The following is a 23,423-nucleotide window of genomic DNA, read 5'->3' as shown; positions in this document are numbered from 1 at the left end:
CTTTTCTCCTCCTAAATGACATAGTCCAAATCTATTTGTTGCTCAGCAAAGAATTCATTAAATATCAGTTTTCTAATTGCTAGAAACTCTTCATTATTTCTATTTCTTGGCTCAGCCAACTCCACATTAACAACACGCTTTATCGTTCCAGGTCTTGAAGACATAATTACAATTCTATCTGCAAGATAAACTGCCTCATCAATATCATGGGTAACTAAAATCATCGTTTTCCCTTCGGTATGATGTATTCGCTTAACCTCCTGCTGCATCTGAATCTTTGTAAATGCGTCTAAAGCACCAAATGGTTCATCCAATAACAATATTTCCGGCTGATTAACCAATGCTCTTGCAATTCCTGCTCGTTGTGCCATCCCTCCCGACAGCTGCTTGGGATAAGCCTTTTCAAAACCTTTCAAGCCAACAAGCTCTATATGCTTTTCAACCTTCTTTTTCTTTTCTTCTTTTGATCCCTCATTTAGCACATAGCTGATATTGTCTTCCACATTTAGCCAAGGAAATAAGCGATGCTCCTGAAATACCATTCCTCTAGTTTTTTCTGGTTTTGTAACTCTTTTTCCATCTACAACTACCTCCCCCTCATGTTCTGTATCGAGACCTGCTATGGCTCTAAGCAGTGTACTCTTACCACAGCCACTAGCTCCTACAATGCAAATAAATTCCCCTTCCCTCACAGAAAGGTTGATATCTTTAAGAACTTGAAATCGTTCTCCATCCTTTTCAAAATACTTATTTAAGCCTGTTATCTTTAAATAATCACTACTTACGCCCATTTAATTACCCTGCCTTCAATTAGTTTTAGTAAAGAATCCATGATTTTTCCTATTAATCCAATAATCAGCATTCCTACGATTACTACGTCTGTCTGCCCAAACTGTCTTGCATTCATTATCATAAATCCCAAACCAGTGTTACTTGATACTAATTCGGCGGCCACCACACACATCCAACAGGAGCTTAAACCTACTCTAAATCCAGTGAAAATATTTGGCGCTGCCCCAGGGATTATTACTCTAAACACATGCTTAATAAATGGTGTTTCAACAGTTTCAGATACCTCTAGCAATTTTTTATCTGCTTGTCTAATTCCATCTACTACATTTACCAGCATGGTAAAAAATCCACCCAGAAAAATAAGAAAAACCTTGCCAGACTCCCCTATTCCAAACCAAAGAATAACAAGTGGAATCCAGGCTATAGGAGGAATTGGTTTTATAATTTGTATCAGTAAATCTGTGATTCTCTTCAGGTGGTCAAACAAACCGATGAAAATACCAAGTATCAACCCTAAAAGCATTGCAAGCACATATCCTTTCAATACCCTGCTAACACTTATTAACAAATTGGTTAAAAGCGTTCCCTGGGTCAGAAGTGAAATAAATGTCTGCCACACTTTAAGGGGTGCCGGCAAAATCACCGGATTCAAATCTCCAGTAAGATTCATGATTTGCCATATAGCAATTACCACCACAACTAACGAAATATACTCTATTCCATATCCTATTTTTTTCATTTATACGCCCCTTTGAAATCTATTCACCTACTAGGTTGATAGGATAATAACAGATAAATCTTCCCACTTCAATATATCCAGTTCCTAAATAAAATTAGAGCTAGCTATAAATCAGTTTTATAGCTAGCTCTATTAACGTATATACGTATTATTTATCGTAGTCATCTAAGAAATGATGCTTCACACCATCCTGCTTGTATGCAATTACTGTAGCAAGATTTACATTTTCAACACTGCGGAAAATGTTTGATTCCACATAAGGATTTACCTTTTTAAGCTCTGCGATTAAGTTTCTTGTTTCAAGACGCTTTGATGCGCTGGTTCCATCTACAGAACAGCTGTCACAGGTCTCGGTGAAATGACAGGCACACTGTAGGAAGTGTAAGCCGTTGTATCTTTGCCATGCAATAATATCATCCTGTCTAATGAGATACAGTGGTCTGATTAATTCCATGCCCTCGAAATTAGTAGAATGGAGCTTAGGCATCATAGTCTGCACCTGGGCGCCATAAAGCATTCCCATCAGGATAGTTTCAATAACATCATCATAGTGGTGACCAAGTGCAATCTTGTTGCAGCCTAACTCCTTGGCCTTTGAGTATAGATGGCCGCGGCGCATTCTGGCACACAGATAACATGGATTCTTATCAACTGTATCAACTGCATCAAAAATATCGCTTTCATATATAACAATTGGAATTCCCATTAGCTTGGCGTTGCTTTCAATGAGCTTGCGATTGACATCACTGTATCCTGGATCCATTACAAGGAAGGTAAGCTCAAAATTAACCTTCTGATGTCTCTTAATCTCCTGAAAAAGCTTTGCCATAAGCATGGAATCCTTACCACCGGATATGCATACAGCTATATGGTCACCTTCTTTGATAAGCTCATACTGCTTGCAAGCTCTTGCAAATGGAGAAAACAATGTCTTATGAAATTTCTTTCTGATGCTCTTTTCTATCTCAGCAGTCTTTTCGTTAAGCTCTTCCTCTGCCTCATTATCCTGAGCCTCCATCATGGCTGAAAGATAACTATTATAACCGCCCTTAAGGCTTACCGCATCAAATCCCTGCTCTGATAAAACAGCAGCATCATCTACCGAAACCACGCCTCTGGTGCAGTAAAGTATTATCTGCTTTGATTTGTCCAGACGATTGCAGACACCCTCTAAATCTGTCTCAAACAGTTCATGAGTGATGCTAACTGCGCCAGGAATCATACCGTATTTAAGACTTCCCTCATTTCTGGTATCAACCAATATATATGAATCTTTACTGAGCTCCAAAAGCTCTTTATATGATATTTCCTTCATAAACTCCTCATTTTTTAACAAAAAACAACTCATCCTTTTACACCCATCTATTTAATAGGCTATACTATGTTATTTTCTTTTTTGTATTTTGTCAAATACCTATTAAACTTCGTTGCTTTTAAGTAAAAAAATACATATAATATTGCCGTTAAAGGAGAGACTATATATGAATACTAAATCTTTTGTAAAATCTATTATGGCTGGTTTCACCATCGGACTTGGTGGCCTCATTTATTTATCCCTGGAAAATAAGGTGATTGGTTCAGCACTTTTCTCCGTTGGACTTTTCGTAGTTCTTACCTTCGGTTTTAATCTTTTCACTGGTAAGGTTTGCTATACAATCGATAAAGGCGGCCCTACTGCACTTGATATGATATCTATTTGGGTTGGAAATTTTATCGGAACATTAATACTTGCTCTTATGATAAGAGGTACTAGAGTTGGAGCAGCCGTTTCTGAAAAGGCTACAGCTCTTTGCGAAGTTAAGAATGGTGACTCATACTTGAGCCTGTTCTTACTTGGAATCTTATGCAACATTTTTATTTTTATTGCAGTAGATGAATTTAAGAATAACAGCCATGAGCTTGGCAAATACCTAGGAATATTCCTTGGCGTTATGGGATTTATTCTTGCAGGAACAGAGCACTGCGTTGCAGATATGTTCTATTACAACATGGCATTTAATTATTCCGTAAATGCGATAATCAAGCTTCTTGTTATCACTGCTGGAAATACTGTTGGTGGTATCTGCATTAATTATGTATGTAAGAAGATTAAATAAAATACATATCATCCGGCCTTTGGCCACCTTCCCCTCATGGGGAAGGCTTTTTTTATATCATAATTTTTTATCTAACCATATCCATAATCTATACATCAATACTCCCCAAATTAAAAATAGCACTATATGAATCCACATTGGGAAAGCTGATTTAAAATGCTCTCCATTTACGTACTTAGCGAATTGCGGGATATCTGCATAATAATATGCGCCAGCACCAAAATCGAGGCCATCGACTAAGCCAAGTCCATTAGCCATTATATATACAGCAAGACCTATAACCGCTACTACAAAAACTATTCCAAATATTTTCATTAACTTTCTCAATGTAGATTTCATATTCATCTTCTCCTCGTATAATTAATTCAATACAGGAACTGGGAAAAACTTTCCAGATAGAAGTATATATACTGCTATAAAAGTAAGAACAATATTAAATAGCTGACCTACCACATAAAGAGTAAGTGGCTTACCTCCCTTAAATTGTTCCTTGATTTCCTTAAAGTTTGTATCAAGACCAATGCTTGTAAATGCAAGAACGAATGCCCAGTTTTTGTACTGATCTAAAACTCCATTAATGCTTGCTACAGACTCACTTCCAACTGCTGGAAGGAATACAAATGATGCAATAAGTGATGCTGCAAAGAATCCTAATATGAATTTTGGAAGTCTATACCAAATTTCTGTTGCAGAAACATTTGTCTTTCCATTACCATTTTCCACTCTTGTCGAAAAGAAAATTGCTACCGCAAATGCGATAAATCCAATAAGGATATTCTGAATAGATTTAACAAGTACTGCTGCTGTCTGTGCAGTCTCACCAAGTGCTGTACCTGCTACTGTAACAGCGCCAGTTGAATCTACTGTTCCGCCGATAAGAGCTCCTCCCATAAGCTCTCCAAGGCCTGTAGCCTTAATAATAATTGGCTCGAATACCATCATGATTACTGTAAAAATGATGGAAATTGAAACTGCAAGTGAAAGATCTGTCTTCTTTGCCTTTGATGAAGCACCTGCTGCAATTGCTGCAGAAGTACCGCAGACAGATGTTGCTGTTGCAAGTGTAATAACAAGTGGCTTGTTATCAATCTTAAGTACCTTTGTTCCAAAGAACCACATGAAGATGATTACCACTGGAGTAACAATCCATGCTATGCCAAGTCCGTATAAACCAAAATTAATAATGTTTGAGAAAAGTACTGAAAATCCCATTACTACAAGTCCAGCCTTGATGTAGTACTCTGTCTGAACCGCCGGCTTTAACCATTTAGGAACACCGATTGTGTTTGAAATTACAAGTCCAACTATAAGTGCCCAGAAAGCCCATTCCAAATATCTGTTAAGTGTATATTCTGCTGAAATGAATCTTACTAGTATAGCTAGTAAAAACAGGGCCGAGTATGCTGGAATATAATCCTTTACTGATTCACCTTTAAGCTTAACACCTGTTGTAAACAGTACTCCTGTTACAAGAAACGTTCTTGCAAGGGATATCCAAAAGCTTCCTGTCCCTAATTGCTCCAATACACTTACGCCATTTCCCCAGGTTGAAAACTTTGCAGCGCTAAAATCAAAGCTTCCTGTAATAACTGCTATTGCTGCGACTGCAATAAGAATTGCTCCAATCCAAATCGTAAGCCAATCTTCCTTCTTCCATAAATCTGAAATCTGTGATTTTGATGTAGTAACTATGTCATCATTTTTCACTTGATTTCTTCCTACTGTTATATCCGCCATATCATTCTCTCCTTTCAACTATTTATCCACTAGGTTGATAGGATTATATGTCACAAAGCCCGTAAATACAAGATATCTAGCTCCTAAAGAAAATGAGAGCCGGTTATAGATTCAATCTATAACCGACCCTCAAATCAGATCAAATATACTTATTTAATTATCATACTAACTATAATAAATCCTTTACGTCACATTTCAAAACCTTACATAAAGATTCAAGTGTAGCCACCGAGGCTTTACCTATATCCTTTGCCCCAATTTCATACTGCTGCAATGTACGCAAATTAACATCTGCTTCCTTCGCCAGCTCACTTTGTGACATTTCAAAGTATTTACGATACATCTGAAGCCTGCTTACCGCTCTTGCTTTGTCGACTTTGGAATTAATATATTCTACTATCTGCATTTCATCCATTTCATGATATGGATTGTACTTCTCCATTAATTCCTCTGGAGTAATAATGCTTTGTATTTCCTTGAAGCTCTTGGCCGAGTACCACTGATAATATGCTAACACCCAACCTGTCCAATAATCCTCTTTAGGTGCTTTAAAGGATGTATCAATCTGCCTTAGTTCTGTAGCATTTGTTCTAAGGACTATCTCCTGAGTAAGCTCCGCCCCGGATTTTCCAACTATGTATTTGGGATTTCCCACTTCAAACTGTGCTGCTATTCCTGAAACGATGAACAGGCTCATAAAAAAATCTAGACTGAACTTGTAATCGTAAGCTGCCACCTGAAATGCTTCTGCTAAATTTGCCATAGCATCACTAAGATATATTTCTTTATAAGGATGAACCATTCTACTGCTCCTTTCTTACAAGATCAATAAGATATGTTCCTTTTTTATCCATTGCATCAGCAATAGTACTATAGCTTTCCCTTGCTTTGCTGTCCCTAGCAGACTTCTTAGGATAATACTCTGCGCAATCAACTTGTTTTGCCTCTATAAACTTAAGCTTTGAAAAAGCCTTTTCACTCTTTATAAAGAACTGTTGTCCCAATTCACCAAGGTGCATAGCTTCTTCCAACTGTTCAATGCTAATAGTATTTGCCAAAAAGGCTCTGGCAAATGAAAAATATGAATCATCTGCCCTATAACCGATTATTGCATCATATTCATCTATATCTATATGATAGTTTCGCTGCAAAAACCCAATACCATCCCTTGCCAGTGGGCTGTTGATACTAAAGGTTCTATGCTCAATCAGCAGTGTAATCCAATGCAAAATTGAATACTTTTCATCATTAAGATTTAGAATCTTAAGCCCCTTATCATCTATTTCATATACATTAACAAAACCGTCTCTCTCAGCTTCTACTGCCCATTCCTTGGCCAGGTCTATATGCTTAGTGCAATAAAAGCCCTGCCCATAATCATTGAAGGGCTTTCCATACCCATACTGAGGAGCGCTTACTATTTTATCTGAACCATGATATAAAACTATTTTGCTCAACTAAACCACCTTGCTTTCAAAAAATAAAAGCTATACTTCTGTAGAAGTATAGCTTTATTATAACTCTGTAGAAGTATAGCTGCAAGTGATTAAATATAATACTCTACATCTAGTCCTGTATTTCCAATGAAACTCGTTAAGATTTTTTTCCTTATATTCAAAAATTCCTGTCGACTTCTGTCCCTTGGTCGAGGCAAATCCACATTTATTATTTCTTTGATATTTCCAGGTCTTTCAGATAGAATTACTATTCGATCACTTAAAAAAATTGCTTCATCTATATCGTGGGTTACTAAAATCATGGTTCTCTTCTCTTTTTCCCATATTTTTAAAACCTCATTTTGCATTGTAATTCTTGTAAATGCATCTAATGCTCCAAAGGGCTCATCCAATAGTAGCACTTCCGGCTCACCAACTAATGCTCTAGCAATAGATGCTCGCTGCTGCATCCCCCCTGATAATTGTGCTGGATATGCTTTTTCAAAACCATGTAATCCAACAAGCTCAATAGCTTCTTTGACTATCCTTTGACGATTTTCTTTGGCAACATTATTTGCAATACCAAAAGAAATATTTTTTTCAATACTTAGCCAAGGGAATAGTCTTGCCTCTTGAAAAACCATTCCAACATCAGCGCGAGGTTCACTTACCACTCTATCACCGACAATTATTTTTCCTTTAGTTGGGGAATCCAAACCCACAAGCATTTTTAGCAGCGTGCTTTTTCCGCAGCCAGAGTTTCCAACTATACTAATAAATTCTCCCGACTTAATATTAAGATTAATTGTATCTAGTACTTCTAAATAATCCCCATCTAATGGGAATACTTTATCAACATTTTCAAAACGCACCTCATTACTCTCAGCCATTCCCATCACCTTCCATTTTTATTTATATAGCTCCAACCCAAAGCCTTCTTTTGCAACGCACCAATTATTGCATCAATCAATAGACCAACAAATCCGATAGTAAATACACCAACAAGTACTACATCAGGTTGTGACAATTCTCTGGCATACATAATCATATAGCCTATTCCAGATGACGCTGCTATCATTTCTGCTGCAACCACGCATGTCCAAGCCGTACTAATTCCCAATCGCAAGCCCGTAAAAATTGCTGGCCATGCTGATGGCATAATGACTTTTATAAGCATTTCTATTTTGCTTTTTTCTAAAACTCTTGATACTTCTATAAGTTTAGTATCAACTGAGAGAATCCCACTAATTGTATTTAATAGCACCGGCCACAAAGTTCCTATAAATATTACTGCTACCTTTGATTCTTCACCTATTCCTAAGCCAAGAATAAGTAACGGAATCCAAGCAATCATAGGAATTGGTCTAAAAATACTTACTAGCGAGCTTAGTATCTTGTTAATTGGTCGCGATAACCCCATAAATATACCAATGACCACTCCAGCTAGAGCACCTAATATAAAACCTCGAAACACTCGAATTAAACTTATAAATAGATTATCCACTAACTTGCCGTTTTTAAATAATTGAACAAATGTTGAAATAACCTTTGTAGGAGGTGGTAAAATATGTTCATTCAAAACTCCCAATGTGCCAAATATCTGCCACACTACGATTAGTAATAAAGGCGCAATAACTTTGAACATAAAACTTTTTACTCTATTCATCAAAGTACCTCTTTATTCTTTCTTCGCCAATCTATCAAGATGCATATACAAAGGATGCTTTTTCGTTTCCTCAGCTAGCCTGCTAGAATATGTTTCTTCAATGATTTCTGTTGGCTCGATATAGTAAACCGCAGCCAAGTCATTATCTTCGTTTTTTTCTTGAGCTTTTATATAGTTTTCTTCATATTCATGGCCTGCATTCAAATTCACTCTAGGTATCCCTTTGATTTGATAGCTCCTCCTATCAGTTGTTATAACATTAATAGCAATTTCTTTATTAAACCAAAGTGCATAAGTTACATTTTTATTTGTTTGGGAGCTTTCAAGAAGCTCCCAATATTTAATTCTCCCATCCTCTGTAACTGTTATACTTCCTTTGGCAACCACATGGACATTCCCATGTCTATCAATAGACGCTAATACCTTTATATTGTCTGGATTATTAACTGCATCAGCTATTTCCTTTTTTATTTTGACTGCCATTTAATATAGCCTCCTCAATCTATTCTCGCCAAATCTGTATTAGGATGATTTCCACACCTGCGGTAATCATCTGTATAAATATACAATCCATTTTTTCTTCGAACTTCTGCAAGTCCTAAAGCCAGCTGAACATAATACTCTAATGAAGGGGTTTTCTGTTTCATAAATATTGCACCAGGCAAAGTATTCCAAACACAATCTGCAAAACTTACACCATGAGATGCAATTTCCTCTGCTTCCGTTAATACATTATTCAAAGCCTCTTGCTCATCCTCAAAGCCATTAGGTTGTGCAGTCTCAACTCCGCCAACAATTCCACAATCCACATTACCTCTACCAAAAATTTCAACAGCATCATATAATCTATGCTTCCATTCATCGTACCCTACTAATCGGTTCTTACCAGGGCATACCCAACCAAATAGATTTTTATTTAATACTTCCAAATCGGTAGTATAAGTAGTAATCGCGGTCTCTTCATACATTCTTTGTAACTGCTTTTTAGAAAACGCACTGGCAACTAGTTTAACAGGGAACTTTTTAGCATCAATAACCTTTTCTGCGGCCTTTAATGTTTTTATGTACAAATCAACTTCGTCATCGAAGATTTCTTCTCCACTTAGTGTAGATCCTGCTGTCATGTGAAATGATGCATAACGCCCCTTTTGCTTTAACGCCTCATTAACTGTTTCTGTTACATCATCAAACCACTTGTCATCTCTGATGTCTCCCTCATCATCAGCCGATCTATGGGCAGAGAACAATGCGCAATATTTACATCCCTCTTTAGGAACATCCCAGAAATGACATTTAGTGGCTGGAGCTATTGTAAGCCTCTGGGGTCTAGCTGAAGCTATTTCTCTCATAGGTGTTCCATTTGATGTATATTTATCGTAAAAATCTGGTTTCTCCCAAAATTTTGCTTCTTCAAAAATTCTATCGTTATCCACAATAACCAATTTATCATCCACCACATCTAATATATATGGATCACGATAGGTCCAATCATAAACTTCCTGATGGCCTTGGCAAATAACGGAACCATCCCGCAAAAATAATCCTATTGGCGATATTTGCTTACCGTGCCCTATCATATAATTAAAGGGCTCCACATGATGTTTATTAGGATCCACCTTTGCAAATGCAGCATCTGTGTATGCAATTCCCCTCCGGCTAACATCTATTTTAAGAGCTAATATTGGAGGAATATCAGGATATTTATCAATTACCTGGTCATAAGATAGCTCTTTTTCTCTCCAGTGTGTTTTTTCGTTTATACTCATTTTCTCACCCTATTTACTGTATGTATCAATAATTGATGTATCCACTTTGTCTAAAATATCATCTTCTGACAGCTCAGTTGTAATCATTTCATGACTGAATAAAAAGTCGTATGTTTCTAATAAATTCTGTTCGTAATCTTCATCCCATGCCAATTGAATATCTGCATTTTCAATAGTATATCTGACAGTATCAACATCATAATCTGAGAACTCCGCAATTATTGAATATGCTTCATCTGTATTTTCGTCTATAAACTTTTGAGCCTTATTCAATGCATCGTAAAAATCCGCTAAAATATCCTGATTCTCATCAACAAACTTTGAAGACGCCACTATATAAGAAAATGCTGGATGATTTGCACAATCGTTAACAACAACATACCCTTCCCCATCTACCTTTTCATGAATATAATCACCAGTCATTGATAAATATGCATCAATATCTCCGCTTGCGAAGGCTGCGCTCGCATCTGAAGTAGACGAAATATTTACTAGCTCAACATCTTCTTCGCTCAAACCTGCATCATTAAGAATACCAATGATAGATTTATGTACATATGTGCCAATATAAACACCTACCCTTTTTCCTTTTAGATCTGCTGCAGAAGTGATTCCTCTATCCCCAGGTGCAATAACGCCTATATTTTCTCCTTGCTTAGCAGCACCAGACAATATCTTAGTATCAACTCCATTCGCAATACCGACTACGATAGGTTGGTCACCAATACCATTAATAATATCCAAATCACCAGCGACAAAAGCTTCATTAGCAGCTGGGCCATTGGCAAAATCTGTAATCTCAATATCAACGTTTTTCCCTTCAAATACCTCATCGAAATATCCATTTTGGTATGCAACAATAATTTGTGCATTCCATATACTAAACGGGAAATTACCTAAACGAATAACTCTTTGTTCATTTGCATCGGCAGCTTCACTTTTATTCTCACTCGCTTTTGCACTCGCCTGTCCACATCCTCCAAAAAGTCCTAGTGTCAAAGATAAAACTAATCCTAGTCCTATTATTTTTTTTACTTTATTCATCATCATCTCTCCTTGTTATTTGATCTAAATGAGCCAAAATTGGAAATTTTTCCCTTTGCTCAGCTTGCCTATATGCAAAAGAAACCTCTTGTATTTGTTCAGGCTCTATATACCATATTGCATTTAAATCTGTATCCCTTCCAAACCTCTCCTGAATATTTTCATAAACTGATTCAAAATATTTTCCTGCCGTTACACTTTTAACTGGTGTCCCCACTATGTGAAAGCTTCTTCGATCCTTTGACAATATGTTGATTGCCAGCTTTTTCTCAAACCATATTGTATTTACTAAATTTTTGTTTATCTCAGAACTTTGCAATAAATCATAGAATACAAATTGATTATCTTCAGCATGAAGTGTACCTTTAAATACAACATGAGGAACACCTTCACGATTGTTAACTGCTAATACTTTTAGTGTTTCCGGCTCATCTAATATCTGCTTTAATTCATCATTTATCTTTACCATAATCCTTCTCCGTTTAATTAATATGTTCGCATTAAATCAAGCCCAATATGAGCTCCACATCTTCTAAAATCATCTGTATAAGGATTTGGACAATACTTTCTTTGCAATCGGTCAAATTCACGATATACTCTTACAAAGTAATCTAAGGATGCCGACTTTTGTCCTTGAAGAATTGATTTAGGTGCTGGCCTCCAGATATTGGCAGCCAATGCAACTCCATGAGATATTATTTCCTCGGCCTCAGGAATAATTACATTAAAAGCTTCATCTTCTGACGTAAATCCATTTGGTGTAGCAAGCTCTACACCCAAAACCATTCCTGAACTAACATTACCTTTTCCAAATACATCCACAGCCTTGTATATACGTCTTTTCCATTCCTCATATCCTATTTCCCTAGATTTTCCATGACATATCCAATCAAATTTTTCAGAATTCAATACCTCAATGTCGGGGGTATAGGTCATAAGCTTTGTCTCATTCTTAAGTCTTTCTAACTGTCGCTCGTTAAATGCTGTTGCAATAAGCTGACTTGGAAACCTATCAGTTGTGAAAAACTCTCCTAATATTTTTAGTATTGCTATATAGCTTTCGAGCTCATCATCCAACAGTTCCTTGCCTGAAAGTATTGAACCTCCTGTAAGCATTACATGCGTAAATCTCCCCTTTTGCTTTAATGCTTCTGCAAAGGCTTCTCTGATATATTTATGCTCATACTGCTCTTCGGTTGCCCCAGAACATTTATATGTAGGAGTCAGAGGACAATACTTACAGCCGTCCCCCGGCTTATCCCAAAAATGACAATACTTATTTACAGAAATGTCTAATCTCTGAGGTCTACTAGTTATATACCTACTCAATGGTTCTCCATTACTTGCTCGCTTATTATAAAAGTCTGGTTTTTCCCAATACCCAAGGACCTCATCAAAAATTTCACCTTCATCAGTTATTACTATTTTGTCATCCACAACATCTATTACATATGGATCGCGTGCTGAATTCTCATCAAAATCAAAATTAGCCACCAGATACGAACCGTCTTTCCAGATAAGTCCTTCTGGAACATAATCAAGATTATTTCTAAATCCTGACCCAGCATCACTATTTACCACATGTATATTGGGATCAATTTTATCTACTGCCGCTTTAGTGTAGGTCAGTCCACGTCTTTGAATGTCTGCTTTTAAAATCCAGGATTTTGGTAAGTCTGAATATTTAGCCTGGACATCTTTTAGGCTCGGTTCTTTTTTACGCCACTCTTTATCTCTTGCCATATTTTTCTCCTATCATACTCTTACCACTTCTTGTTCTGCCACAAACTCCACCGACAAATTTATATCTGCCTTATTAACGTATTTACGAATCTCATCCACCTTATCTAAATGCTCCCAAGGTAAGTCCACGTCGGTCCTGCCGAAATGTCCATAAGCAGCAGTCTGCTTGTAGATTGGCCTACGAAGATCAAGGGCATCAATGATTGCTGCTGGTCTAAGGTCAAATACTTTTTCAATGATTTCAACAATTTTTTCATCCTCAATTACCCCCGTTCCAAATGAATCAACAGCTATAGATACAGGCTTTGCTACGCCGATTGCATATGCAAGCTCAACCTCTAGCCTTTTTGCTACACCTGCTGCCACAAGATTCTTTGCAACCCATCTGGCTGCATAGGCTGCAGAACGATCAACCTTTGTTGGATCCTTTCCAGAGAAAGCACCGCCGCCGTGACGACCTGTGCCACCATAGGTATCCACGATTATCTTTCGTCCTGTCAGTCCTGCATCACCCTGTGGACCACCGATAACAAATCTTCCAGTTGGATTTACATAATAAATAGTGTTTTCGTCTAGGAGTTCTTCTGGAATTACCGGCTTTATGACGTATTCAATTACGTCTTTGCGAATCTGTTCAAGAGTTACATCCTCAGAATGCTGTGTTGAAATAACAATGGTATGTACTCTCTTTACAGTCTGTCCATCTTCTGCAAACTCAACCGTTACCTGAGACTTACCATCCGGTCTAAGGTATGGAAGTGTTCCATCCTTTCGAACCTTTGTAAGTTGTCTAGTAAGACGATGAGCAAATGAAATAGCTGGTGGAAGATACTCTGGTGTTTCATCTGTCGCATATCCAAATATGATTCCCTGGTCTCCTGCACCTGTTCCAAAATCCTTTGTCTCTCCTTCCTGCTTTGATTCATACGCCTTATCAACTCCAAGTGCAATATCTGCTGACTGCTCGTCGATAGATGTAAGCACTGCTATTGAATCTGCGTTGTAACCATCTACATTGTTTACATATCCAATCTCTCGGATTGTCTCCTTTGCAATCTTTGCAATGTCCACATACGCCTTTGTTGTAATTTCACCAACTACAAGTGCCAGTCCTGTTGCAACTGTTGTTTCAGCAGCAACTCTCGAATATGGATCCTGAGCAAGTAGCTCATCAAGGATTGCATCAGAAATTTGATCTGCAATTTTGTCTGGATGTCCTTCTGTTACTGATTCTGATGTGAATAACTTTCCCATATTTTTGTTCTCCTTTTCTTTTTTTATTGGGGTTATTTATAAAATAAAGAGGCTCAAAACCACAGCAAATGAGACCGTGATTTTGAACCTCTAGTTTGTCTAGTCAGTTCGACCTGTTTATAATCTTATTTTTTCACTCTTATCTATTTGGATTATTTTTCCATCTTGTATAACAATGTTAACGGAGCCATATTTTATTGACTCAATGTAATCCTTAATTTGTGCCAGTTGTTTTTGAGTAACCTCTTTTACCTCAGCCATTTTTCTCTCCTTTTACATTTTCTTGATAGAACTGGTGCTAGATGGATTCGAACCAACAACTTCAGCGATGCCTCGCCTATGCCCTCCCAGCGGCTATAGCACCCAAAAAGCCACCACCTGGTTTCCCAAGCAGTGGCCATCGATTAATCCGCATTTACGAAGTAATCTGATTCAGGTGCAAGACTAGAAGCCATGCACTCTGTAGCATCCTCTGCCTGAGCGTATAGCATTTTACACATACACATACAACAACAGTTACTATCCATATTTGCCCTCATAGTCTTGCTCCTTTCCCTCAGCAGTCAGTTTCTACTGAGATGTAATTTCTGATTCATTTAACTTGTTGATACTATAACTTTATTTACCTATCTAGTCAATAGGTGTAATAATTAGTAAAAATAATAGCCAGTTATTAAATTGATTAATAACTGACTAATTATTATTTCTCTTTGAAAATTGAAATACCCACAAATATTATCAAAACAAATGGATATATCAACCAAGGAATAAGTGAAAAACTGGCTATTTTTGCAATGTTAGCAGCTACAAGAAGCTGAGCACCATAAGGAATGATTCCTTGCATAATGCATGAGCAGGTATCTAAAAGTGATGCAGTCTTCTTTGGCTCCACGCCATATTCCTCACTAATATGCTTGGCAATAGGTGCTGCAATTACGATTGCAACAGTGTTATTAGCAGTGGCAAGATCCATAAACATAGTAAGGAAAGCTATACCCAGCATTCCGCCTCTTTTATTGCCAGCCTTACTTCTGATTAACTGCAAAATAGCTTCAAATCCTCCATGCTCTCTAATAAGAGATGCCACAGATGCAACAAGGATTGTTACTATCATTGTCTCAAACATACCTGCAATTCCAGTACCCATTGACGAAAGGCCAGAAACGTATGTAAGTGAGCCTGTAAGCATTCCAACAACTATAAACATAAAGCAACCTAAAAGCAGTACCTTGAATACGTTTATGCTAAGTATAGAAAGTATTAGCACAATGAAATAAGGCAGCGCCTGAAGAATATTATAATCAAAGGTTCCTATGGCTGTTACTCCAGTTTTAAAGGAGCAGACAATCAGGATTATTAATGTAATAATCGCCGAAGGAAGAGCCAGCTTTAAATTAGTCTTAAATTTATCCTTCATGGCGATACCCTGAGTCTTTGTAGCTGCAATAGTTGTGTCTGAAATAAATGAAAGATTATCACCAAACATGGCACCACCTACAACTACTCCAACACAAAATGAAAGATTAATATGGCCATTTTTAGCTACTGCACATGCTATTGGTACAAGCACAGAAATAGTACCTACGCTTGTTCCCATTGCCATGGAAATAAGACAAGCTATTATAAACAAGCCTGGGATTGCAAATCTGCCTGGTATAACACTAAGCAAAAGATTTGCTGTAGAGGATGCACCACCTGCCTCACCTGCTACTCCACTGAAGGCGCCTGCTAGTATGAATATGAAAAGCATAGTGACAATATTATCATCTCCTATGCCCTCTGCACATATATGAATCTTTTCCTCAAAGCTCTTACCCCTGTTTTGCATGAACGCCAGAATAAGGGCAAAAGTGAAGGACAGAACAACGGATACTACGTAGAATCCCATCTGCCCTTCAATAGGTGATATGTACTGGAAATAAATTCCATTACCTAAATACAATATTAGAAACAATGCTATAGGAAGAAGTGCCTTAGCATTTGGTTTTGGTTGCTGATTTGTATTACTCATTAAATAGTTTCCCTTCAATTTCTCTCTAAAGAAACTATTGTAACTCCTCAAACTGCTTTTGGCAAATTAATGCATGTGACATGCCTCACAATTGTGTTCCTCTGGGAAATCAGCGGGGTCGTATTCGATTCCGTTATTGTCGTAGTAATTCTTTACAGCGGATTTGATTGCCTCCTCTGCAAGCACTGAACAGTGAAGCTTATGTGGTGGAAGTCCATCAAGTGCCTCAGTTACAGCCTTGTTTGTAAGCTGAAGTGCCTCAGTTAAAGGCTTTCCCTTGATAAGCTCTGTTGCCATTGAAGATGATGCAATGGCGCTACCACAACCGAAGGTTTCGAATTTAACATCATCAATTACCTGGTCATCATTTATCTTAAGATAGATTTTCATGATGTCGCCGCAGACTGGGTTACCTACTTCGCCCACACCATCTGCATCTTCTATAACTCCTACATTTCTAGGGTTTCTAAAGTGGTCCATGACCTTTTCACTATATAATGCCATTTTTTATTCCTCCAATTACTCTCATTAATTAGGCTACACTATGTTCCTCAAATACATGTGGACGCTTTCCACTAACAAGATCACCCCAGAAAGGTGAAAATCCACGAAGGTACTCCACAACCTCTGTTACCGCATTTACGATATAATCAACCTGCTCTTCTGTAGCATCCTCTCCAAGTGATATTCTTAGTGAGCCGTGAGCTACCTCGTGAGGTCTGCCAATTGCAAGAAGTACATGGCTTGGATCCAGCGAACCTGATGTACATGCCGAACCTGATGACACAGCCACACCCTTGTCATCTAATAATAAAAGAAGGGATTCTCCCTCAATACCCTCAAAGCAGAAGTTTACATTAGAAGTAACTCTTGCATGTCTATCTCCGTTAAGCTCTGAGTATGGAATCTTTGAAAGCCCTTTGATTAATCTGTCCTGAAGCTTGGAAAGTTTTTCGTTATTTTCATCGATATGGGCTACTGCATCCTCAAGTGCTACTGTAAGGCCTACGATACCTGCAAGGTTTTCTGTACCTGCACGCTTGCCTCTTTCCTGGGCACCACCGTTAATTATGTTTGTAAGTGGGATACCTCCCTTGGCATAGAGCACACCAACACCCTTAGGACCATGGAACTTGTGAGCTGATATTGAAAGCATATCAATATTCTGCTCCTCCACATTGATGTGCACATGGCTGATGGCCTGAACTGCATCTGTATGGAACCATACCTTCTTCTCGCGGCAAATCTTACCAATTTCTGCTATAGGCTGGATAGTTCCGATTTCGTTGTTGGCATACATGATTGTTACAAGTGCTGTATCCTCACGAATGGCATCCTCAATTTCCTTAGGATCAACCACACCATTAGAATGAACATCCACAAGTGTAATCTCAAAGCCTTCCTTCTCTAATGCTTCTAATGTGTGAAGCACTGCATGATGCTCAAATTTAGAAGATATGATATGCTTCTTGCCTTTCTTGGCACCTGCTCTTGCAGCTGAGATGATGGCCTGATTATCTGCCTCACTACCACCTGATGTGAAATATATTTCTCTAGGCTTTGCACCTAACACCTTTGCAACTCTTTCTCGAGCCTCTTCTAAAACTTCTTTTGCCTTCTGGCCAACTGAATATAAACTAGATGGATTACCATATACTTCTGTAAAATATGGAAGCATTGCATCCACTACCTTTTTGCTAACTGCTGTTGTCGCCGCATTATCTGCATATACAAACATTACTATTCCTTCCTTTCACATTTTTAATAGATTTCACCTATTGAATAACTATGTAAAAGAAAATATCACCTATAACCTACTTAGTCAATAGGTTATAGGTGATATTATGTCTTGTTGATATTTATTCTCAATTGGTTAGATTGATTCGAACTCCTCTACTATCTCCTTCTCTGGAGCAGGTGTCAAAAGGCTTACCACTACGCATAGCAATAATCCTACAATGAAGCCTGGAAGTAACTCGTAAATTCCAAAAATTCCGCCAAGTGGTTTAATCATGAACTTCCATACAAAAATCATAATGCCGCCGCCAAGCATTCCTGCGATAGCACCATAGCGATTTGCTCTCTTCCAAAACAGAGCGAGCAGCATAATCGGACCAAAAGCTGCACCAAAGCCTGCCCAGGCAAATGATACGATGCCAAACACTGAACTATTAGGGTCTCTTGCAATAATGATTCCGATTGCAGCAATAACGATAAGAACAATTCTTGCCATTACCATCTGCATATGCTCTGAAAGCTCAATTCCAAGTGTCTCGTGAAATATGTTTTCAGATACAGATGAAGATGCTGCTAGCATCTGCGAATCACAGGTAGACATGGTACATGCCAAAATACCTGCAAGTATCACACCTGCTAGTAGTGATGCGCCAAAGCTGTGCTCTGCAAGAGTCTGGGCGATGATTACGATTGCTCTTTCTGAATCTGCAAGCTCATCAAGAACGCCTACATTTACCATGGTATGAGCCATTACACCGATGAAAATTGCAACGCCCATTGCGATAAATACCCAAACAGTTGATATTCTACGGCTAAGCTTAATCTTTTCTGGGTCTTCGATAGCCATGAATCTAAGGAGGATATGTGGCATACCAAAATATCCAAGTCCCCATGCCATTGTTGAAATGATGGTGATTATTCCGCCGTAGGATACGCGGCTTCCAGTTGCAAAATCATGGGTAGCCAACACACTAATATATCCATCCAAGGATGTGGCAAAATTACTAACTACATCTATTCCACCTACACTGGCAAGCCCGAAGCAAACTACCGCAATAAGAGCTATTGTCATAATGATTGACTGGACAAAATCTGTAACCGATGCTGCCATAAATCCACCAGTAGCTGTATAGCCTATGATAACAGCTGCGGATGCAATCATAGCGATTGTGTAATCTAATCCAAAAAGAGAAGAAAACAGCTTGCCACATGCGGCAAAGCCAGAGCCAACATAAGGTATGAAAAATACCACGATAATCAGTGATGATATTAAAAGTAGTGCGTGGCTTTTATCTCTAAATCTATGCTCGAAGAAATCTGGAATAGTAACCGAATTGTTCTTTTCCGAATATCTTCTAAGTCTTTTTGCTACCAGCAACCAGTTCATATAGGTTCCAATTCCAAGGCCTAGTGCTGTCCAAAAAACATCGCAAATACCGCTGGCGTATGCGATACCAGGCAATCCCATCAGAAGCCAGGATGACATATCTGATGCTTCTGCACTCATTGCTGTAACAAAAGGGCCTAGCTTTCTTCCGCCTAAATAATAATCTCCAACGGTGTGATTTTCTTTAGCAAAGGTAGCTCCCATAATAAGAAGACCTGCCAAATAAATCACGATTGCAATTACGATTCCTAGTGTTGCCATTTCAATCTCCCTTCATATTGTTATTTTAGATAGTTTGCAAGAAACTGTTTTGTTCGCTCATTCGAAGGATTATCTATCACCTGCTCAGGTGTGCCCTGTTCTGCGATTACGCCTCCATCCATAAATATTATTTCATCTGAAACATCCCTGGCGAAGCCGATTTCGTGGGTAACGATAATCATTGTAGTCTTCTGCTTTGCCAGCTCCTTTATAACCTTAAGGACCTCTCCTGTAAGCTCCGGATCTAAGGCCGATGTAGGCTCATCAAAACAAAGGATATCAGGCTTTAAAGCTAATGCTCTAGCTATGGCTACTCTTTGCTGCTGCCCGCCTGATAGCTGATGAGGGTAGTTGTCCATCCTATCCTCTAGCCCCATTTTTCTAAGCAGCTCTTTTCCATTTTCGGTAATCTCTTCTATTTCGTCCTTTGATTTGGCTGCAAGCTTTGGAGCCAGAATGACATTTTCAAGGGCGGTATACTGAGGAAACAGATTGAACTGTTGAAACACCATTCCAAAATGATGGCGGTTCTTTCTAATCTCCTCTTCCTTCAGCTTGGAATAGTTCGCAAAAAACAGCACATCACCATTTACTGTGATGCTCCCCGCATCCGGTACCTCTAAAAAATTCAGGCATCGAAGCAAGGTGGTCTTGCCTGAGCCAGAGCTGCCGATTATAGACAAGGTCTGTCCTCTTTCCATGTTGAAGGAAATGCCCTTTAATATCTCTTCTTTATCAAATTTTTTTCTGATTTCATGTACTTCTAAAATTGCCATAATATTCTCACTTAAAATTCATTTATCGATTATCTGAAATACTCCAGTTTCTTTTCGATATAACCAAATAACAGTGTAAGCAATCCACTGAATATTAAATAGAAGGCGCCAGTATAAAATAGTGGCCAGATAATTCCTGCGCTTTTAATAAATCGCTCGCCCTCCCAAATGATTTCATAGAAGGCAATAACTCTGGCAAGCGAAGTATCCTTTACCAGGGTTATTACCTCGTTTGAAATAGGAGGAACAATTTTCTTAATTACCTGTAATAAAACGATTCTGAAAAAGGTTTGGCCTTTGTTAAGTCCTAGTACTGCCGCTGCCTCGTATTGTCCTTTTGGTATTGATTGAATTCCACCCCTATATATTTCACTGAAATAGCATGCGTAATTGATTACAAAAGCCACAAGTGCCGCTGTAAATCGCCCACTATCTCCTGCACCCCAAAGATTCACTCCTAAAAAGATTCCCGGTCCGTAGAAGATTATTAAAAGCTGCAGCATCAAAGGTGTTCCCCTGACCACCCAAATAATGAATCTGATTGGTAATCTAACTACCAGATTTTTATTCATTGAGCCAAAGCTAATAATAAGTCCAAGTGGTAGTGAAAATAATAAAGTTAATGAAAACAATTTGAGGGTTCCTAAGAAACCCTCTAAAAGTGATAATGTTACATTCGCAAACATAATATTTCCTTATTGTTGTTTTATAGTTTTACGATTGCATCCTGCACACCATAGGTGTTTGCAATTTCTTCCATTGTGCCATCGTCGTAAAGAGCCTTAAGCTGATTGTTGATGTATTCAGCTAAATCAGAACCCTTTCTGCAGCCGATGCCGTATTCTTCTGTAGTAAGCTCTACTGTGTGTGTAAGATTCTCGTAGCTAGTTCCTTCGCCTACCATTGCGCCTGCCATAAGAAGGTCAATGATACAAGCATCTGATGTACCGGCTGAAACCTCCATTACAGCATCAGCCTGAGATTTTACTGCCACATAGTTGAAGCCATTTTCCTCTGCTGCTGCCTCACCTGCTGAACCAGATTCAACTGCAAAGCTAAGCTCCTTTGCTGAATCAACATCTGTTACTGAATCAGCAACATCCTTGTTTACAACTACAACCTGTGCATTGTTAAGATATGCATTTGTGCACTCCATTGCATTTGTAACCTCTGGTGTAAGTGTCATGCCGTTCCAAACCACATCAATGGATTTGTTCTGAAGCTCAAGGATTTTGTTATCCCAATCAATTTCAACAAACTCTACATCAACTCCAAGGCTCTCTGCCACTTTCTTGGCTAAATCTGCATCATAGCCAATCCACTGGCCATCTTCATCCTTGTAATCCATAGGCGCAAAGTCTGTGATACCTACTGTAAGTGTACCCTTTGACTTGATGTACTCTAAATCGCTATCTGTTGTAGCTTCTGCTGCCTCAGTATTTGTATCCTGCTTTTCATCAGCTGTTGTAGTAGACGATGAGCCACATGCAACCATGGAAATCATCATAAGTCCTGTGAGCATTCCTGCTAATAATCTCTTTTTCATAGTAGAATCTCCTATAAAGCTATTGTTTACTGTCCGAAACACTTTAGCGTGATAATGTACTAAACTGTTATGTATATACTTTAGCATACTAAAGCGTCATTGTAAACCATAATTTAATTTTTCTATGGCATCCCCTATGTCTTCTATTGCAATCCTACTGCAAGACACTAAAAACAATGCCATATCCTCTGATATATCTACCACCTTCACCCTTACCTGATTTTCCTTGAGCTTTTCTGCCATATTCCTTCCTGAAAGCTTAACGCCTATTTCCATCCCACTTTCTCCCATAAGAATGGTGGCGTTCTTTACAAATACATGCTTCAGACTTTTGTACATAAGCTTTCGTTTATCTTCATACAGACGTCTCATCTTTTTTATGTGACGGTTTAGATGACCATCTCTTAAAAATGATGCCAAGGCAATCTGCTCTGCCATGGAAGCAGTCTGATTATATAGATGCTTTATTTTTTCGTATTCAGCTCTAACCCCCTTTGGCAAAATCAAATAACTTATTCTTACGCTAGGAAGCAATACTCTTGAAAATGAGCCTAAGAAGGCAATATTCTCCCCTCCTGTCATGGCATATAAGCTAGGAGTGGCTTTGTTGGAAAATACAAACTCGTTCTGGTAATCATCCTCGATAATGAGATGGTTGCTAACCCTGGCATGCTCTATAAGCTCATGACGTCGTTTCATGGTCATGACTTCGCCCCATTTTGTCATATAGGATGGAGTAACATATATTACATGGCTTTCCTTATCTCTATAATTAACTACATAACCGGCGTTTTTAAATATTGCTGCACCATCTGCAAAATTCTTTGTTGGGAAGGAAATAGTCTTCTCTCCTGGAATAAGAGGAATAAGAAGAGACAATAAGCTTTGGAAGCCAGCACCGATTACAATATCATCAGCACTGCAAAGTATATTTCTTGTTTTTCTAACATAAGCCGCTATCTCAATTCTTAATTCTTCCTCCCCCTGATTGTTGGGATAATTTAGCAATCTTTCCTCCTGTCTGAGGGCGGATTTCATATATCTTCTCCACAGCTGCAGGCAAGACACTGTTTTATCCTCACCGATGATTTCTAAATCGTAGACATATTTCTTTTTTGCTTGGTCTTTCTCTGAAACTACATGACGCTTTTTGTCTTCTAATCTGGTTACCATGTCAGAAACAAAATATCCAACCTTCTCCACCGAATAAATATAGCCGTCTGCTGCCAGCTGTAGATAGGCTGTTTCTATTGATGTTCTACTTACATTCAAAATCCTCTCTGATTCTCTTATAGAGGGCATTCTATCCCCAGTCTTTAGGCTGCCGTCCTCGATTTTCTTTACATAAAAACTATAGACTTGTTCATATACCTTCATATCTGTCCCCTTTTATTTTGTCAGTTTTACGCATTTTTTTAGTTACAGCTTAGTG

26 protein-coding genes and 1 tRNA gene are annotated in these 23,423 nt (G+C 38.3%); 1 reads left to right on the top strand and 26 read right to left on the bottom strand.

Translation table 11 applies throughout. The annotated features are described in order from the left end of the window. Positions 1 to 11: 11 nt before the first annotated feature. The 3 genes from BM097_RS11625 to BM097_RS11615 form a co-directional block, all read right to left on the bottom strand. Positions 12 to 791, bottom strand: coding sequence for an ABC transporter ATP-binding protein (locus BM097_RS11625; RefSeq protein WP_090549805.1), 780 nt, complete (start codon positions 789 to 791; stop codon positions 12 to 14). Then, positions 782 to 1,531 (bottom strand): ABC transporter permease, encoded by a 750-nt coding sequence (locus tag BM097_RS11620; RefSeq protein ID WP_090549802.1) that lies wholly within the window; start codon positions 1,529 to 1,531, stop codon positions 782 to 784. The genes BM097_RS11625 and BM097_RS11620 overlap by 10 nt, the downstream gene beginning before the upstream one ends. Before the next feature lie 148 nt (positions 1,532 to 1,679). Further along, on the bottom strand, positions 1,680 to 2,846 hold the full coding sequence (locus tag BM097_RS11615) for a PP-loop family protein (protein WP_090549799.1): 1,167 nt from the start codon (positions 2,844 to 2,846) through the stop codon (positions 1,680 to 1,682). 166 nt (positions 2,847 to 3,012) lie between these two features. On the opposite strand from BM097_RS11615, the gene BM097_RS11610 reads away from it, so the two are divergent. Then, positions 3,013 to 3,627: a formate/nitrite transporter family protein gene (locus BM097_RS11610; RefSeq protein ID WP_090549798.1), complete on the top strand. Its 615-nt coding sequence runs from the start codon at positions 3,013 to 3,015 to the stop codon at positions 3,625 to 3,627. Positions 3,628 to 3,684: 57 nt separating this feature from the next. On the opposite strand, the gene BM097_RS11605 is transcribed toward BM097_RS11610, so the two are convergent. The 23 genes from BM097_RS11605 to pdxR all read right to left on the bottom strand — a co-directional run bounded on the left by BM097_RS11605 (position 3,685) and on the right by pdxR (position 23,368). Next, entirely contained in the window at positions 3,685 to 3,966 is a 282-nt protein-coding gene (locus tag BM097_RS11605) for a hypothetical protein (RefSeq protein ID WP_242944706.1), read from the bottom strand. A 21-nt stretch (positions 3,967 to 3,987) separates the two neighbouring features. Next, positions 3,988 to 5,364, bottom strand: coding sequence for a YeiH family protein (locus BM097_RS11600; RefSeq protein ID WP_090549793.1), 1,377 nt, complete (start codon positions 5,362 to 5,364; stop codon positions 3,988 to 3,990). 169 nt (positions 5,365 to 5,533) lie between these two features. Further along, the gene (locus BM097_RS11595) at positions 5,534 to 6,166 is read right to left on the bottom strand and encodes a helix-turn-helix domain-containing protein (RefSeq protein ID WP_090549789.1); all 633 of its coding nucleotides are present in this window, start codon (positions 6,164 to 6,166) and stop codon (positions 5,534 to 5,536) included. Position 6,167: 1 nt separating this feature from the next. After that, the gene (locus tag BM097_RS11590) at positions 6,168 to 6,821 is read right to left on the bottom strand and encodes a DUF3990 domain-containing protein (protein ID WP_090549786.1); all 654 of its coding nucleotides are present in this window, start codon (positions 6,819 to 6,821) and stop codon (positions 6,168 to 6,170) included. 89 nt (positions 6,822 to 6,910) lie between these two features. Continuing rightward, positions 6,911 to 7,690: an ABC transporter ATP-binding protein gene (locus tag BM097_RS11585; RefSeq protein ID WP_090549869.1), complete on the bottom strand. Its 780-nt coding sequence runs from the start codon at positions 7,688 to 7,690 to the stop codon at positions 6,911 to 6,913. 5 nt (positions 7,691 to 7,695) lie between these two features. After that, the gene (locus BM097_RS11580; protein ID WP_090549784.1) at positions 7,696 to 8,466 is read right to left on the bottom strand and encodes an ABC transporter permease; all 771 of its coding nucleotides are present in this window, start codon (positions 8,464 to 8,466) and stop codon (positions 7,696 to 7,698) included. 12 nt (positions 8,467 to 8,478) lie between these two features. Continuing rightward, positions 8,479 to 8,949, bottom strand: coding sequence for a hypothetical protein (locus tag BM097_RS11575; protein ID WP_090549781.1), 471 nt, complete (start codon positions 8,947 to 8,949; stop codon positions 8,479 to 8,481). Between the two features lie 14 nt (positions 8,950 to 8,963). Then, positions 8,964 to 10,232 carry a radical SAM protein gene (locus tag BM097_RS11570; RefSeq protein ID WP_090549778.1) on the bottom strand — a complete coding sequence of 423 codons (1,269 nt, stop codon included), beginning with the start codon at positions 10,230 to 10,232 and terminating at the stop codon, positions 8,964 to 8,966. Positions 10,233 to 10,241: 9 nt separating this feature from the next. Then, complete coding sequence (locus BM097_RS11565) at positions 10,242 to 11,276, bottom strand: ABC transporter substrate-binding protein (RefSeq protein ID WP_177197455.1); 1,035 nt, start codon at positions 11,274 to 11,276, stop codon at positions 10,242 to 10,244. Continuing rightward, positions 11,269 to 11,745: a hypothetical protein gene (locus BM097_RS11560; protein WP_090549774.1), complete on the bottom strand. Its 477-nt coding sequence runs from the start codon at positions 11,743 to 11,745 to the stop codon at positions 11,269 to 11,271. The genes BM097_RS11565 and BM097_RS11560 overlap by 8 nt, the downstream gene beginning before the upstream one ends. 17 nt (positions 11,746 to 11,762) lie before the next feature. Next, on the bottom strand, positions 11,763 to 13,019 hold the full coding sequence (locus BM097_RS11555) for a radical SAM protein (protein WP_090549771.1): 1,257 nt from the start codon (positions 13,017 to 13,019) through the stop codon (positions 11,763 to 11,765). Positions 13,020 to 13,031: 12 nt separating this feature from the next. Continuing rightward, a complete protein-coding gene (gene metK, locus BM097_RS11550) occupies positions 13,032 to 14,273 on the bottom strand; it encodes a methionine adenosyltransferase (RefSeq protein ID WP_242944705.1) in 1,242 nt (413 codons plus the stop codon). Positions 14,274 to 14,390: 117 nt separating this feature from the next. Then, positions 14,391 to 14,534, bottom strand: a complete 144-nt coding sequence (locus BM097_RS11545) for a YezD family protein (RefSeq protein WP_090549768.1) — start codon at positions 14,532 to 14,534, stop codon at positions 14,391 to 14,393. A gap of 32 nt (positions 14,535 to 14,566) precedes the next feature. Beyond that, a tRNA-OTHER gene (locus BM097_RS16405) sits at positions 14,567 to 14,637 on the bottom strand. Between the two features lie 40 nt (positions 14,638 to 14,677). Beyond that, positions 14,678 to 14,800, bottom strand: a complete 123-nt coding sequence (locus tag BM097_RS16830) for a hypothetical protein (RefSeq protein WP_255406671.1) — start codon at positions 14,798 to 14,800, stop codon at positions 14,678 to 14,680. 173 nt (positions 14,801 to 14,973) lie between these two features. After that, positions 14,974 to 16,284, bottom strand: coding sequence for a Na+/H+ antiporter NhaC family protein (locus BM097_RS11540; protein WP_090549765.1), 1,311 nt, complete (start codon positions 16,282 to 16,284; stop codon positions 14,974 to 14,976). Between the two features lie 66 nt (positions 16,285 to 16,350). After that, complete coding sequence (gene nifU, locus BM097_RS11535) at positions 16,351 to 16,788, bottom strand: Fe-S cluster assembly scaffold protein NifU (protein WP_090549762.1); 438 nt, start codon at positions 16,786 to 16,788, stop codon at positions 16,351 to 16,353. Between the two features lie 28 nt (positions 16,789 to 16,816). Further along, positions 16,817 to 18,022 (bottom strand): cysteine desulfurase NifS, encoded by a 1,206-nt coding sequence (gene nifS, locus BM097_RS11530; RefSeq protein WP_090549760.1) that lies wholly within the window; start codon positions 18,020 to 18,022, stop codon positions 16,817 to 16,819. 135 nt (positions 18,023 to 18,157) lie between these two features. Beyond that, on the bottom strand, positions 18,158 to 19,669 hold the full coding sequence (locus tag BM097_RS11525) for a sodium/proline symporter (RefSeq protein WP_242944704.1): 1,512 nt from the start codon (positions 19,667 to 19,669) through the stop codon (positions 18,158 to 18,160). Between the two features lie 20 nt (positions 19,670 to 19,689). Next, complete coding sequence (locus BM097_RS11520; protein WP_090549754.1) at positions 19,690 to 20,445, bottom strand: amino acid ABC transporter ATP-binding protein; 756 nt, start codon at positions 20,443 to 20,445, stop codon at positions 19,690 to 19,692. 29 nt (positions 20,446 to 20,474) lie between these two features. Next, entirely contained in the window at positions 20,475 to 21,131 is a 657-nt protein-coding gene (locus BM097_RS11515) for an amino acid ABC transporter permease (protein ID WP_090549751.1), read from the bottom strand. Between the two features lie 20 nt (positions 21,132 to 21,151). Then, on the bottom strand, positions 21,152 to 21,991 hold the full coding sequence (locus BM097_RS11510; protein ID WP_090549748.1) for a transporter substrate-binding domain-containing protein: 840 nt from the start codon (positions 21,989 to 21,991) through the stop codon (positions 21,152 to 21,154). A gap of 96 nt (positions 21,992 to 22,087) precedes the next feature. Next, a complete protein-coding gene (gene pdxR / locus BM097_RS11505) occupies positions 22,088 to 23,368 on the bottom strand; it encodes a MocR-like pyridoxine biosynthesis transcription factor PdxR (protein WP_090549745.1) in 1,281 nt (426 codons plus the stop codon). Positions 23,369 to 23,423: the final 55 nt, after the last annotated feature.

Source organism: Pseudobutyrivibrio sp. OR37 (genome assembly GCF_900113655.1).
Taxonomy (GTDB): domain Bacteria; phylum Bacillota; class Clostridia; order Lachnospirales; family Lachnospiraceae; genus Pseudobutyrivibrio.
Note: the sequence above shows the minus strand (reverse complement) of the source record. Positions and strands in the feature narration are given on the sequence as shown.